At 61.5% G+C, this 14,680-nt stretch carries 14 protein-coding genes; 11 read left to right on the forward strand and 3 right to left on the reverse strand.

Annotated features, from left to right (window positions below):
• Positions 1 to 216: 216 nt before the first annotated feature.
• On the forward strand, positions 217 to 1,011 hold the full coding sequence (locus tag HB376_RS38360; RefSeq protein WP_213768903.1) for a GntR family transcriptional regulator: 795 nt from the start codon (positions 217 to 219) through the stop codon (positions 1,009 to 1,011).
• Positions 1,012 to 1,060: 49 nt separating this feature from the next.
• Here the strand turns inward: HB376_RS38360 and HB376_RS38365 are convergent, their stop codons facing one another.
• Both HB376_RS38365 and HB376_RS38370 read right to left on the reverse strand, forming a co-directional pair.
• Positions 1,061 to 2,398: an aspartate aminotransferase family protein gene (locus HB376_RS38365; protein ID WP_255631826.1), complete on the reverse strand. Its 1,338-nt coding sequence runs from the start codon at positions 2,396 to 2,398 to the stop codon at positions 1,061 to 1,063.
• 3 nt (positions 2,399 to 2,401) lie between these two features.
• A complete protein-coding gene (locus tag HB376_RS38370) occupies positions 2,402 to 3,484 on the reverse strand; it encodes a phosphotransferase (protein ID WP_213768904.1) in 1,083 nt (360 codons plus the stop codon).
• A gap of 382 nt (positions 3,485 to 3,866) precedes the next feature.
• Here HB376_RS38370 and HB376_RS38375 point away from each other — a divergent pair, with 382 nt between their 5' ends.
• Genes HB376_RS38375 through HB376_RS38420 form a run of 10 tightly spaced genes read left to right on the forward strand, consistent with a single transcriptional unit; the run spans position 3,867 to position 13,882 of the window.
• A complete protein-coding gene (locus HB376_RS38375; RefSeq protein ID WP_213768905.1) occupies positions 3,867 to 4,592 on the forward strand; it encodes a 5-oxoprolinase subunit PxpA in 726 nt (241 codons plus the stop codon).
• A gap of 19 nt (positions 4,593 to 4,611) precedes the next feature.
• Positions 4,612 to 6,129: a TCP-1/cpn60 chaperonin family protein gene (locus HB376_RS38380; protein ID WP_213768906.1), complete on the forward strand. Its 1,518-nt coding sequence runs from the start codon at positions 4,612 to 4,614 to the stop codon at positions 6,127 to 6,129.
• 2 nt (positions 6,130 to 6,131) lie between these two features.
• Positions 6,132 to 7,319 (forward strand): ABC transporter ATP-binding protein, encoded by a 1,188-nt coding sequence (locus HB376_RS38385; protein WP_213768907.1) that lies wholly within the window; start codon positions 6,132 to 6,134, stop codon positions 7,317 to 7,319.
• Positions 7,320 to 7,351: 32 nt separating this feature from the next.
• On the forward strand, positions 7,352 to 8,557 hold the full coding sequence (locus HB376_RS38390; protein ID WP_213768908.1) for a substrate-binding domain-containing protein: 1,206 nt from the start codon (positions 7,352 to 7,354) through the stop codon (positions 8,555 to 8,557).
• Positions 8,558 to 8,582: 25 nt separating this feature from the next.
• Positions 8,583 to 9,494: an ABC transporter permease gene (locus HB376_RS38395; protein WP_213768909.1), complete on the forward strand. Its 912-nt coding sequence runs from the start codon at positions 8,583 to 8,585 to the stop codon at positions 9,492 to 9,494.
• A complete protein-coding gene (locus tag HB376_RS38400) occupies positions 9,491 to 10,345 on the forward strand; it encodes a hypothetical protein (protein ID WP_213768910.1) in 855 nt (284 codons plus the stop codon). The genes HB376_RS38395 and HB376_RS38400 overlap by 4 nt, the downstream gene beginning before the upstream one ends.
• 28 nt (positions 10,346 to 10,373) lie before the next feature.
• Complete coding sequence (locus HB376_RS38405; protein ID WP_213768911.1) at positions 10,374 to 11,234, forward strand: allophanate hydrolase subunit 1; 861 nt, start codon at positions 10,374 to 10,376, stop codon at positions 11,232 to 11,234.
• A 4-nt stretch (positions 11,235 to 11,238) separates the two neighbouring features.
• Positions 11,239 to 12,246 carry a biotin-dependent carboxyltransferase family protein gene (locus HB376_RS38410; protein ID WP_213768912.1) on the forward strand — a complete coding sequence of 336 codons (1,008 nt, stop codon included), beginning with the start codon at positions 11,239 to 11,241 and terminating at the stop codon, positions 12,244 to 12,246.
• A gap of 17 nt (positions 12,247 to 12,263) precedes the next feature.
• Entirely contained in the window at positions 12,264 to 12,509 is a 246-nt protein-coding gene (locus HB376_RS38415) for an acetyl-CoA carboxylase (RefSeq protein WP_213768913.1), read from the forward strand.
• Positions 12,510 to 12,517: 8 nt separating this feature from the next.
• Complete coding sequence (locus HB376_RS38420; RefSeq protein ID WP_213768914.1) at positions 12,518 to 13,882, forward strand: acetyl-CoA carboxylase biotin carboxylase subunit; 1,365 nt, start codon at positions 12,518 to 12,520, stop codon at positions 13,880 to 13,882.
• 389 nt (positions 13,883 to 14,271) lie between these two features.
• Here HB376_RS38420 and HB376_RS38425 read toward each other — a convergent pair.
• Positions 14,272 to 14,680 (reverse strand): cupin domain-containing protein (locus HB376_RS38425; protein WP_213768915.1); only part of this gene is annotated, 409 nt, incomplete at its 5' end.

Below are 14,680 nucleotides of genomic sequence, written 5' to 3' on the forward strand. Positions count from 1 at the left end.
GATACAACGCACAGGCCGTTTGCCGACTCCCATTGCTGAGCCCGGGTTGCGTTGGGAACTTCCCCGTCGGAAGGGCTTAGCGCCGGGACGCAGGCAGTTGCGGAAGCCCTAGCGTCTCGCCCGCATGTCGTTGCGCTCGCCGAGATCGCCGCTCGTTTGCGCTGCTGTCGCCCTGCAGCAGCGATACTTCCACCAGGGGCCAGAGTGATACGCGATATGTTGCAAGACAAGCTGGAACATCAGAACTTAAACGACCGGACCTATGCGATTCTGAAGGGCGGATTGATTTCGGGTAGCTTTCAACCTGGTCAGGTATTCATCATTCGTTCGCTGGCCGAACGCTATGGCATTTCCACGACGCCCGTGCGCGAAGCGCTTCAGCGGCTCGTTGCCGAACGCTTGCTTGTGATGTTGCCGAACCGCTCGATCGTGGTGCCGACGCTGTCGCCATCCATGTTCGGCGAGCTTTATCGGATACGGTACGAACTCGAAGGCCTCGCGGCACAAATGGCCACGCGGTTTTTCAAGACATCAGATCTGACACGCCTGAAAAAGACGCTTGCCGCAATGGATGGGGCGATAGAACGTGGCGATAAAACCGCTTATCGTGAGCTCAACGAAAAATTTCATTTTGCCATCTACGAGAAAGCGCATTCGCCGCGTTTGCTCGAAATGATTCAGGGATTGTGGGGACAAGTCGGTCCCGTTTTCTACGGCCTGCTCGAAGATCCCGATTACGGCGGCGAACACGCGAACGTTCACCATAGCGAACTCGTCGTTGCTATCGAATCAGGCAATGCCGAAGCGGTCAGGCAAAAGCTTGTGGAAGACCTCGTCGCCGCCGAGAACGCGCTGATGCCGCGATTGCAGACGCTCGTGGCGGAAGGCGTTGAAGCGCGTTTGCCGACGCAAGCCGAAAGCGAACTGGGTGCAAGCGTGCGCAAGTTACCGGCGGTGTCGCCGAGACAGCAGGGCGCCATGGCCACGGCCCGCAAGGCGAGCCGTTCCTGAGGCTGCGTTCTTCCAAAAGAAAGGGTCGCGCGAAGCGACCCTTTTCGTATCACCGGCGCGCGTTCTCCTCTTTCAGCGTGTCGTCCATTGCGCTCAGGAAATGGTCCGCGTTGTCGCGCGAAAACGGCAGCGGCGGACGGATCTTGAGCACGTGCCCTTTGGGACCGGACGCGCCGATCAGGATGAAGCGCTTGCGCAAGCCATTGACAAGGCGGATTGCGAAGTCCGGATCGGGCTCCTGCGTCTCGCGGTCTTTGACCAGATCGACGCCGATAAAGAATCCCGCACCACGCACCTGGCCGATCGACGTGTATCTCTTCGCCAGTTCCGCCAGTCCCTGTTTCATATAGCCGCCAACGGACTTCGCGTTCTCCATCAATCTTTCGCGTTCGATGACTTCCAGCACCGCAAGCCCTGCTGCGCAGCACACCGGATTGCCGCCGAACGTGTTGAAGTAGCGCGCGCGGGTGGCGAAATCCTGCAGCACTTCCGGCTTGGCAATCAGGCCGGCGATAGGCAGGCCGTTGCCCATCGGCTTGCCCATGATGACAAGATCGGCCACCACGCCATGCCGCTGAAAGCCCCACATTGCGTCGCCGGTGCGGCCGAATCCGGGCTGCACTTCATCGGCGATGAATACGCCTCCCGCGCGACGCACCGCTTCCACGGCCGGCGCCAGGAAGCCGGCCGGATCGGCGTAGACGCCATCGCTGGAAAAGATCGTGTCCACGATCAGCGCCGCGACCTTGATGCCATGCCGCTTTAGATCGTCGATAGCCGCCTGCACGTTGCGCGCGAATGTTTCGCCGACATCGGCGCCATCGCCCCGCAGCGGATCCGGCGCGGGAACGGTGCGCACATGCTGGCCGAGCGGCACGTTGTCGCCAAGCGACGGGGAGATTTCCGACACCGCGCTCGTGATGCCGTGATACGCCGTCTCCGTCACGATAATCCCCGTGCCGCCGGTGAAATTGCGCGCGACGCGCAGCGCCAGATCCGACGTCTCGCTTCCCGTGCATGTGAACATCACGTTCGACAGTTCGGGCGGAAACGTTGCGATCAGCTTCTCCGCATACGTCAGGATCAGTTCATGCAGATAACGCGTGTGCGTGTTGAGCGTTGCGACCTGCTTCGTGATCGCCTCGACCACATGCGGATGGCAATGTCCGACCGACGGCACGTTGTTGTAGACATCGAGATACCGGTTGTCTTGCGCGTCGTACATATGCACGCCTTCGGCGCGGACGAGATGGATCGGCTCTTCATAAAACAGCTTGTAGGAAGGGCCGAGAACCTTTTGCCGGCGTGCAAGCAGCGCTTGCAGACCGGGATTCAGGTTGTCCGCGGTCGCGGGGTTGAACGCGTTGACCATCAAAATTTTAGCCATAGATCACGACTCCATGTGGCACGCGATACGCAGCCGGCGTTGCGCTTCATCGCGTTGAAGGGTTGATAGATGCGCGAGGCCGCGCCATGCGGTCGCATTGTTCTTGAGGATGTACGCGCTGTTTTCCGGATACCGCTCCGCGCGCCAGCCGGTGATCGCGACCGTGACCACGAAGCGCGCTGCGATCAGGTCGTAGAGCAGGTCGATTTCATCGCGCTCGAGCGGCGACACCGCGTGATACGCGGCCACGAAATCGCCGACAGCGTCCCACGGGTCATCCGCCGTATTCATGTGATACGACGCGCCGACCGCAACATCGACAATAAGCGGACTGTGCACCATGTCGCCGAAATCAAGAATGCCCACGAGCCGGTCGTGCGCGTTCGGATCGACCAGCACGTTATAGAAGTTCAGGTCGTTGTGAATGATCTGGGCGCGCAGCGACAGCAACGCCGGCTTCGCGTGGGTCTCGAAAGCCGCGAGAAAATGTTCGGCAAGCGCACGCTGCCCGGCATCCGGAATATGGCCGATAAGCGGGCGGATGCCGCTCGCGTGCTGGATATCCCACGCCAGTTCATGGCCCGCCGCATGATGCGAGAAGTCGCGTAGTGCCCGATCCAGCCTTGCGAGATGTGTCCCCAGTTCCTGGCGATGCGCCGCCGTATGCGCGACGGTATTGAGCGGCGTGCCGGGCAGATACGACAGAAGCCGCACGGCGCGCAGGCGCCCTTGTTCGAACGGCAGACGCAGATGCGGCTGGCCATCGAGCGTGTGGAACACGCGTGGAACGGGAATCCCCGGATCGACCCGTTCGACGTGCAATAGCGCCGACACCTGCAGGTCGTTGACTTCGGGATCTTCCGCGTGGTTCGTCACGCGCAACGCGTATTCACGGCCGTTGGCGGCGACGATCTTGAAGTTCTGGTCGCGCTCGCTCGTCAAGCGCGACGCGCGGCCTTCGATTCCGAAATAACGGGACGTCAATTGTTCTGCCTGCGCCAGCGGAATCGCTTCCGCGGCAACGCTCAGGATGCTGCTCCCGAGCTGGTCTGACTGACTGATCGCGTCGATTGGTACATCGCCCATGGCATCTCCGATGCAAATTGGAAAGCAGACTTTTTACGGTGAGACATGATATATGATGTCACGAAAAATCGATAAAAATTTTTGCTTCTTTGCGGAAAAATAGGCGCAAGCTGAAACGTTTGTACGCGCTAGATTCCTTTACTGATAAGGATTTCAACGCGTACAACAAAGATTTCTGAGAGCAGGGCGAAGAAGTTGCAGCGGAAAAATCCCATTCGAAAATAACGCGCGATTTTTTATTTTTTCGCCGCAAACGCGATATATCATATCTCGCATGATTTGCCGGAAAGCGGCGGGTCGGCGAGAGAGAAAGGATTGCGCCGGGCGCGCTGCGGTGCGACGGGCTGATTTCAATACTGGCAATGCGTTGAAAGGACTATCGATGACCAAGCTTTCCATCAATTGCGACATGGGCGAAGCCTTCGGCATCTACCATCTCGGCGACGACGCCGCAGTGATGCCTTACGTCACGCACGCCAACATTGCGTGCGGATTCCACGCGTCGGATCCGAACGTCATGTGGCGCACGGTTCGCGCAGCCAGGGAGCACGGCATCAAGGTCGGCTCGCATCCTGGCTTGTCGGATCGCGAAGGCTTCGGGCGGCGCGAAATGAAACTCTCGCGCAGCGAGACGGCCGCGCTCGTGCTGTATCAGACCGGCGCGCTGCGCGCATTTCTCGACGCGGAAGGCATGGCGATGTCGCACATCAAACCGCACGGTGCGCTCATGGGCATGGGCATGAAATACGCGGCGGTCGCAGAAGGCATCGCGGATGCCGCACTCGCACTCAATCTGCCGGTCATCACTTGCACGGACAGCGAAATGACGCGCGTCTTCGAGGCGCGCGGCGTGGAATACGCGTGCGAGTTTTACTCCGATCTCGACTACGACGACGAAGGCCGTCAGATCATCACGATGATCCACGAAGCGGTTGCGCCGGACGACGCCGTGACGCGCGTGATGCGCGCGCTCACGGAGAAGACAGCGAAGTCCATCAACGGCAAGTCGGTGCCAGTCGCGATCGACTCGATCTGCGTGCACAGCGACACGCCGGGCGCATTGCCGCTCGCGATGGCAGTGTTCGACGCCGTCGCCGACCGTCTCTGAGCCGCGAGCGGACGCGATCATGCAAGCCGTAAGCACATCGACCATAGTCACCGGCGCACGCGCGCGCGAGTTGATCATGCGCGCCCTCGCCATGGGCGTGCGTGCCATTGGTTCGTCGCTCGGGCCGAACGGCCGCGGCCTTATGTCCGATGGCGGCTCCGGCGGTCCGCTCTTCAGCTCGTCGGGACTGGATATCGCGCGTCGCGTGACGAACGAATCCGGCGCGGGATCGGTGGCGCTGCGCATTTTGCGCGACGCGTTGTGGCAGGTGCAGCGCGATCTCGGCGACGGCACCACGCGGACGGCCTGCATCGCCGTGGGCTTGTATGCAGAGGCGGCGAAATACATTGCGGCGGGCATGCCGCCCGCGTTGCTGAACAAGGCGATACAGCAGGTGCAGAACGAGTTTCCGGCCATCGTCGAAAACGAACGGTGCGACGCGGCCGACGCGCTCGAGATTGCCCGCAGCGCGTACGCAGACGAAGCGATTGCGCGCGCCGTGAGCGATGCATTCGCGCAGATGCCGGCAAAAGGCGCGATCGATGTCCAGCAAAGCCGCGAGCCGGGCGTTCGCTTCGAGCGCTACGCCGGCTACTGTCTCGACGTGCAGCCGGAAGTCGCGGGGGCGTCGGTGGAAGAGCAGGGATTGCGTTTCGACATGGACGCAGTCCATGTGCTGGTTGTCAACGAAGTGATCGCCGAGTTCGGGCCGCTCGCGCGCATCCTCGAACAGTTCGCGATGCATGCGAAATCGCTGGTCATCGTGGCACGGGGCTTCGAAGGCGCGGCCCGCGCGACACTGAGCGCGAATCGCGCGGCGCTTCGCATGCATGTGCTCGGCCTGATTCCGGCGGAAGTCGGGATCGACGCAATGCATGTGCTCGATGATCTTTGCGCCGCGACCGGCGCGACGGTGGTCAGCGAAGAAATGGGCACGTCGATATCGAACGTCCGCCCGTCCATGCTCGGCCGTGCGTCGAGACTCGTCGTCGAGCATGGACGCGCGGTTTTCGCGGGCGCGAATGGCGCTGCAAACGTGATCGATGAACGCCGCGCGCTTCTCGTCGCACAAGCCGGATCGACGCGCTATCTCGCGCTCGATCGCGAGAAGCTCGAACGGCGTGCGGCGCGGCTCGCCGGCGATTGGGGTGTGCTGCATATCGGCGCGCATACGCAGTGGGAAACGGAGCAGCGCGCGCAAGGCGCGCGAGCGGCGCTCGCGGCGTTGAGCGCGGCGGCGTCCTCCGGTGTCGTCGATGGCGGCGGCAGGGCGTTCTCCGGCATCGCCGATTCACTCATTGCGTTGCGCCCGCAGAGCGTCTGCGAGATCCGCCGCGCGGCGATCCGCTGCATCGCGGTGGGCTGCCGGACGGTGACTGCGCAACTCGCCGCGAATAGGGGCGGCGGCGAAAGTGCCGACATGCAACCCGACATGCCCTACCGGACGACCGACCCGTTGTCGACCACTCTTGCCATCTTGCAGCACGGTGTTTCCATTGCTGCAACCCTGTTGACCGTAGAGGTTTTGATATGTTGAGAATGCGTAGTGAAGGAACCGGCTGTGCCGACGCGCCGGTTTCTTCCATGGGCGAGTCCGCCCGCGCCGCAACGGCCGTCCGCGGTGCGCGAGAACCCGTTGCTGCAAAGGACGACTACATTCTTCGCGCCGTCGATCTCAAGCATCAATATGGCCAGGTCACGGCGCTCGACCATCTTTCCCTCGATGTGCGGCGCGGCGAATTCCTCACGATCCTCGGCGAAAGCGGTTCGGGCAAGACCACACTGCTGCGCGTGATTTCCGGGCTCGAGAAAGTCTCTCACGCGGCACAACTGACGCTCGACGGCGTGGATGTCCGCGACGTTCCCGCCGCCAAGCGCAACTGCACGACGGTGTTCCAGAGCTATGCGTTGTTCCCGCATATGTCGGTGGAGGAAAACGTCGCGTATGGATTGAAGCTGCGGGGTGTCGCCAGGGACGAATGCCGGCGCGAGGCGAACGACGCTTTGTCGATGGTGCGCCTGAGCGCGAAGGGCAGCCGCCGTATAGGCCAGCTTTCGGGTGGCGAGCGGCAACGCGTGGCGTTGGCGCGCGCTATCGTCACGCGGCCGGCGATCCTGTTGCTCGACGAACCACTCGGCGCGCTCGACGAAAAGCTGCGCTACGACATGCAGGCGGAACTCGTAGAGCTTCATCGAGCGCTCGGCATGACGTTCATCTACATCACGCATAGCCAGGAAGAAGCACTGACCATGAGCGATCGGATCGTGCTGATGCGGCGCGGGCGTATCGAACAATGCGGGACGCCGGAAGATCTGTTCGACCGGCCGTCGAACCGCTTCGCCGCCGAATTCATGGGCTTCGACAACGTGCTTTCATGTAGGGTCCAGTCCATCGCCGCGAGCGGTGAGGCGACGGTCCACTTCAACGGCACGGCGCTGCGCGGTGTATGCGCGACAGGCTCGCATCTGCGCACGGGAGACACCGCGCTCTTCGCCGTGCGCGCAGAACGGCTGACGCCGATCAAGCGGGCGGTGTCTGCGAGCGCCAGCAACGCGATTGCGTGCACGCCGGCCGAGCATGTGTATCGCGGAAAATACACCGACCAGACGGCACTCACGGCAGAAGGGACCAGGCTGAAGATTCGTAGCTGGGACCAAAGCGCAACACCCGGCGATTTCGATGCGGTGAGCTGCCGCGTTCAGGACTGCGTGATTCTTCCTCGTTAATTTTTCCGGTAGTACTTCTTAGAGGGCTGACCATGAAAGACCGAAATTCCATCACCTCGCAACTGGACCTCACGCGGCGCGACATGCTGAAAGGCATCGCTGTTACCGGAGCCATGGCCGTTGCCGGTACGCTGGGTCTGAGTCGCTTTGCGTCGGCTGCCGCGTCGCAAACTGTCAGCGCGTATGGCGTGACGACCGCGCAATTGAAAGACTGGTCCGTGCTGCAAAAATCGACTGGCCTGAAGATGCAATACGCCGGCTCGAATAACGATGTCGGCGTGTTCATGCGCGACGTCCTCGCGTCGCAGATGGGGAACAAGGCGGACATCTTCATCTTCGAAGGCGGCACGCAAAACATTCTTGGACCGCAGGGCGCGTATCTCGTCATTGACGAAAAGAATCCGAACCTGAAGCTGTGGCAACGCACGCCCGACGTATGGAAGCGTTCGGCGGTGGTCGTCGGGAAAGATGGCAAGCAATACGGCGTGCCGGTGATCGGCAATGCCGACAGCTTCGGCTATTTCCCCGACAAGCTTGGCGTGAAGGCCGACGGTTCCACCGATCTCTCGTGGAAGACCGTCTACGAAGATGACCGCACGCGCGGTCGCGTCGGTTACGACAACACGTGGAATTACTCGATCGGCGTTGCGGCGTTGTATCTGAAGTCGTCGGGCAAGGCGAAGATCGCCGATCCGGCGGACCTGTCGCCCGCTGAAGCGAAAACGGTGGTGGACTTTCTCGTCGCGCGCAAGAAGGCCGGCCAGTTCCGCACGCTCGTCAGTTCCTTCGAGCAGCAGATCCAGTTGCTGTCGAACCACGAGGTCGATGTCATCAATTGTTGGGAGCCCGCGGTGCGCGAGGCGAACCTGAAGCTCGGCGAGGGCGCGACGCGCTACGCCTATACGGAGGAAGGTTATTACAAGTGGGGGCATGGCGCGTACATTGCATCGCAGGCGAAAGGGCGCGGCAATCTCGACAACGTCTACACGATGCTGAACTATTTCCTCGATGGCGAGTATCGCGCGCTGCAGGCTCGCGACCGCGGCTATGCGGGACCGAACATGGACCTTGCCGTGGAATACGCGACCAAAAATAGCTGGACGCCCGAGCAGGTCGAAAGCCTCAAGGCGACGCAGCAGAAGGTGGATCGCAAGTTCGCGAAGCCGTTCGTCAGCACGACCACGCCGTCGCACTCGGACGCGATCGAAGACGAGTGGCAGCGGTTCCTGAACGCGTAATGGCCAGCGAAGCAAGGGCGACATCATGAGCAACCTGATTCAGAAGTTATCCAGCCGCGGCATGCGCACGCCGCTCGACCGCTCGCCGTGGCTGATTCGCAGCTTTCTTTTCGTGTGGTTGTTTGTCGTCATTGCGCCGCTGCTCGTGCTGGTTGCCTACAGTTTCTTCGACAGCCGCAACTTCATGATGGTCTACGAGCCCACGCTCAAGACGTGGGAGGGCATCTTCACGTCGGGCCGCTTCGAAGTAACGGTGCGAACGCTGCGTATTGCGATGACGGTGACACTGATTGAATTGCTACTCGCGTTTCCGTCGGCATTGTGGCTTGCAAAGGGCAATTGCACGAAGACGACGCGCGCTGTGGTCCTTGCGCTGCTGACTATTCCGTTCTTTCTCGACCAGTCGTCGCGAATTATTGTGTGGCGCGGCATTCTGGATGAGAACGGCCTGATCAATCATGTGCTGATGATGCTGCACATCGTGCAGTCACCCATCAAGGGCTTGCTTTACACGGAAGCGGCGGTGCACTTCGGCATGGTGATCTCGTACTTTCCCATGATGGTCCTGCCCGTCTACATGGCGATGAGCGTGATCGACGACACCCTGATCTCCGCCGCAGCGGACCTCGGGGCGACGCCGGCACGCATCGTCGCGGATATCATCCTGCCGCTCTCGCTGCCAGGCGTGCTGGCCGGCGTTGTGTTCACGCTCGGGCCGGCACTGGCCTCGTGGGTCGAGCCGAATCTGCTCGGCGGCGGCTTCGTCAACATGCTGAGTAATTCCGTCGACAGCGCCTATGGCGCCCTGCGATATCCCGTCGTTGCCGCGCTGTCCAGTTTTGTCGTTCTCATGATCGGCATCATTTTCGCGGTGCTGATGTTCGTGACGCGCCGTTTCGCCGACCTGTCCATGTCTTTCCGGAGTCTGCAAAGTTGAACCCGTCAGTTATTGAAATGCCGGCACCGACAATGGCCCGGCAGCCGCAGGGCCGTGCATGGAGTTACTGGGCCGGCTGGCCGCGCGTCGCAAAGTGGATTGCGTTCGGCGCGCTCGCGTTCATCTATTTTCCGCTGCTGTGGCTCGCGATGATGTCCGTGAGCTCACAACCGCTGTCCGGACTGCCGTTCCCGATATCCGGTGCCAACTATGTCGCGCTGTTCCAGTCGGGCGACTGGCTCGCGCCGTTCGGCATCAGCTTGCTGATTGCGCTCGGCGTGGGCGCGGTGACGGCCGTCACGGCAACGCTGGTCGGCCGCGTGCTGCCGCATTCGAAGCGCGCCGGCACGCTCGTGCTGCTCGCAGTGCTGCCACTCTTCATTCCGGGCATGTCGATGGGCGCCGCGCAGTTCATTTTCCTGCGCCCGATGATGGGACTGACCCTCGGCTACTGGTCGATCTTCCTTGGCCACGTGGTCTGGGCGTTCCCGTTCTCGCTGCTGATCGTGCTGGTCCTGACCACGCGTTTCGACAGCCGTCTCGTGGAAGCGGCCGCCGATCTGGGCGCGTCGGGATGGCGCACTTTCTGGGACATCGAAATGCCGATTCTGCGACCGGGCATCGTCGGCGCAGGAACATTCGGATTCCTGATTTCCTTCAACGAGGTCCAGCGTTCGATCTTCTTGCGCGGCACCGCCGAGACCATGCCTATCTGGAACTGGATGATGGCGTCGTCGCAACAATCGCAAGTGCCGGTGATTTTCTGTCTGGAGACGATCGTGCTCGCCGTGGTGCTGCCGTCGCTTGCCGCGCTGTTCTGGGTGCTCTTCGTCCGCATGGACAAGAACTGACCTGTCCTAACCTGACTTGAGGCTATACATGCATCACTCCGAGCCGCGATTCAGTCCCGCAGGCGACTCATTTATCGAAGTCGAGCTCGGTAATGAAATGAGCTTCGACCTGAACGTGAAGGTCCAGGCGCTCGCGCATGCGATCCGGGAAGCGCAGATCGATGGTGTCATAGAACTGGTTCCGGAACTGGCGTCGCTGCTCGTGTCCTACGACCCGGACCGCATTGCGTACGACGATGTCGTGATGGAAATTCGGAGCATCTTCGGCCAGCAATCGGGCGATGGTGTGCTCGACATGCCGAGCCGGCTTTTCTACGTGCCGCTGTACTACTTCGATCCGTGGACGCAAGAGTGCGTCGCGGATTATCGAAAGACCTATCCGGAGAAGCTGCCGGACCCCGAGTTGCTGTGTCAGGCGAACGGGCTAGCCGATCGCGCCGCGCTGCAACGCATGCACTCGGGCACGGAATACTGGGTCGCGGCGCTCGGCTTCTGGCCCGGCTTGTGTTCGCTCATGCCGCTCGATCCGCGCAACCGGCTGAGCGCGCCGAAGTACAACCCGCCGCGCGGCTGGACGCCGAAAGGAACGATTGGCGTGGGCGGCGGGCTGACGTCCATGTACCCCGACCGCACGCCCGGCGGCTACCAGATTTTCGCCCGCACGCCCATGCCCATCTGGGACAAGGATCAGCGTCTCGCCTCGTTCAAGGACAGTCTCGCTCTCTTTCGCCCAGGGGATCGCGTGAGCTTCACGCCGATCGGGCGCGAGGAGTACGACTTCATCGAATCGAAAGTGAATGACGGGACGTATCAGCATCCGATGATTGATTATCAGGTCTTCTCGGTCGCTCGGTATCGTGACTGGCTCAGCGGTCTTGACAAGGAGTAGGGCGATGCTGGAAATCATCAAGCACGGTCTGGAGACCACGGTGCAGGAGTTGCCGGGACGCATCGGCTATTGGGAACAGGGCTTCCCGCCATCGGGACCGGCCGACGCATGGTCGTTCAGGCTCGCGAATCTGCTCGCGGGCAATTCGCGCGATACGGCGGCGCTCGAGTGGCAGTTCATTGGGCCGACGCTGCGCTTTCATCGCGATGGTGCGATTGCGCTGACGGGCGCTGAAACGGCTGCCAGGCTCGACGACAAACCCGTTCCCATGTGGCAGACGATTCCGGTGCGCGCCGGTCAGGTGCTCGCGTGTTCGCCCGCGAAAACCGGCGCGCGAGGGTACATCGCGATCTCGGGCGGCATTGCGACTGCGAACGTGCTCGGTTCGCGCGCGACCTTTCACATGGCGGGACTCGGCGGCCTGGGCACGGGCGCGCTCAAGGCTGGTCAGCAGGTGCCGCTCGGCGAATCCGGCGCAACCCACAAGCTGATGAAAGTCGTCGATAGCGCCAGACCGCCGATCGCGCCCGTGGCAGGCGCGGGCACGACCGACAATCGCATCGCCGCGATGCTCGGACCAAACGATACGTGGCTGGACGACAACTCGATCATGATGTTTTTCGACAGCGAGTGGACCGTCAGCACGCAAAGCAACCGCACGGGTCTACGGATGTCGGGTCCTCAATTCACGTTCTCGGCGCAGGCGTATGCGAAACCCACCGAGCATGGCAGCGAGCCGTCGAATATTCTCGACCACGGCTATCCCGTCGGCGGCATCAGCATTGCCGGACAGACGCCGATCATCTTCATCCATGACTCGCCGAGCGCGGGCGGCTTCTTCGTGCCTTTCACCGTGCCGCGCTTCGACTTGTGGCGGCTCGGGCAGGCGCGGCCGCATGAAAAATTGCGCTTTCGCCGGACCTCGATGGCGCAAGCGAACGAAGGACGGCGCCGCCTGGACAAGCTGTGCAGCATTCAGTCGCTCATCGAAGTCGATACCGTCGGTGCTTAAACCACAGGAGAACATGCATGCCAACCGTTGACGTCAAGAGCGCAATACCCGGGACGTTCTATCGAAGCCCGGCGCCGGGCGAACCGCCGTTTGTCGCTGAAGGCGAGCACGTAAGCGCCGACACTGTGATCGGCAATATCGAACTGATGAAGCAGTTCAACGAAGTCTTTGCGGGGGTCGACGGAATCCTCACTGCGTTCATGATTTCCGACGCCGAAGCGGTGGATTCCGACGCCGTGCTCGCCATCATTTCCACGGATTGAGGACTGACATGCAACAAGGCATCCACACGCTGTTCGTCGCGAACCGTGGCGAGATCGCTGTGCGCATCATTCGTGCAGCGCGCGAACTCGGCATGAAGACGGTTCTGGGATGCAGCGAGGCCGATATCGACAGTCTCGCCGCGCGCATGGCCGACGACTGCGTGAGCGTCGGCCCCGCGCCGGCCGCGAAAAGCTATCTCGATGTCGCCGCCGTGGTCGCGGCGGCCAAAGCTTCCGGCGCCGATGCCGTTCATCCCGGCTACGGTTTTCTGTCGGAGAACGCGGCGTTCGCGCAAGCGGTCGTCGACGCCGGGCTGATCTTCGTCGGACCGTCGCCGCGTGCGATCACATTGATGGGCGACAAGGCGCAAGCTCGCGCCTGTGCGATGAAAGCCGGCGTGCCGACCGTGCCGGGCAGCGATGGCGTGGTCGAGAATCTGGCGGCGGCGATCACGGCGGCGGATCTCGTCGGTTATCCGGTCATGCTCAAGGCGGCCGCGGGTGGCGGCGGGCGCGGCATCCGCGTCGCTGCGGATGCGCAGGAGCTCGAGGCGCAATTCGCCATCGCGACGCGGGAAGCGCAGAGCGCATTCGGTTATGGCGGGCTGTATCTGGAGCGCTTTGTCGGCATGGCGCGGCACGTCGAAGTGCAGATTCTGGCCGATGGCGAGCGCGCGATTCACCTGTTCGAACGCGAATGTTCGCTCCAGCGCCGCCGCCAGAAGCTCGTCGAGGAGGCGCCGTCTCCGTCACTCGATGCCACCGTACGCGAGCGCATGTGCGCGTCGGCGGTCGCGCTTGCAGAGTCGGTCAATTACCGGGGGGTAGGCACGGTCGAGTATCTGTACGATCCGATCACGTCGGAATACTTCTTCATCGAAATGAATACACGCGTGCAGGTCGAGCATCCGGTGACGGAGATGATCACGGGCATCGATATCGTGCGCGAGTCGCTGCGGCTCGCAGCAGGTGAAGCGCTGCGCTATGCGCAAGCGGATATCGTCCTGCGCGGTGCCGCGATCGAATGCCGGATCAACGCGGAAGATCCTCACAAGAACTTCATGCCCGCGCCGGGCAAGGTCAGTGGGCTGCGCTGGCCGGCGGGTCCCGGCGTGCGGATCGACACGCATCTCTTCGACGGCTATGCAGTACCGCCGTACTACGATTCGCTACTGGCGAAGGTCATCGTGTGGGACGCGTCGCGCGCTGAAGCGATCGAGCGGATGAAACGCGCGCTCGGTGAATTCGACATCGTTGGCCTGAAGACAACCAAGCCACTGCATTTGGCCTTGCTCATGGACGACGGCGTGCGCAAAGGCCATTACCACACGCGATATCTTGAGGAGCATCTTGCTCGGCTCATGGCTCAATGATCTGCAGCAGAGCGCAGGAAACGGACTGCAGTGCGAGGACATTGTTGGGATCGACCCAACGGACCGTTAAGCCACTTGAATGGGTAAAGTGAGTCATGGTCGAGAAAATTTCGAGGTGGTCCGTGAAATGGCTCCGATGCAAACCGGGGCAGCAGGTAGGTCACGCTCGGCATTAACGATCGCGGGCGCGTTAGTCGGAACGCTCTCGATTTAGCTAGCTCTGGCTGGGCAGCAGGTCGTAGGTCGATGTGAGTCGAATAACGAATAACGGTAGTCCGTATTGGAAGGAGGTGTTGGTGTCCGCTAATTCCGGTAGCGGTGCCCATACATAGTGCCCGCGGGAGAGGGCCGTGAAGTGCCGCTGGACGGGTTCCAAGGACGCCGACAACTCATGAAGGCGTTGGTGTGTCGACTATGGCGAATCCCATCGTACGGCAATGGTAATAAAACCCTCCGTCCTGCACGATAAGCAATAAGGCATTCCCAGGAGATTCGTTGTGGTGAGAGTGCGATGCACCGCCTGGCGTGACGAAGGTGGCAAACCTGGACCAATGCACCGTATTACCGTTGACAATCGAATAACAGGACTCTCCTTCCAATACGAGCGAGATCGCAACTGAGTTGTGTCTATGTGGAATCTGGGAGGTCACGGCAGCGACTGAATTCAACGCCAGCGTCAAACTTGGCGTGATAGTCCCATACTTCGACGACTCCGACGCAAGCATGATCGCTATCGATTTCATGCCATTTTTCATTTCAAGTTTCTTTGCGTTGGCCAACGCCCGATGCATGGCTGCT

This window comes from Caballeronia sp. dw_19 (genome assembly GCF_018449515.1).
In the GTDB taxonomy this organism is placed as follows: Bacteria; Pseudomonadota; Gammaproteobacteria; order Burkholderiales; family Burkholderiaceae; genus Caballeronia.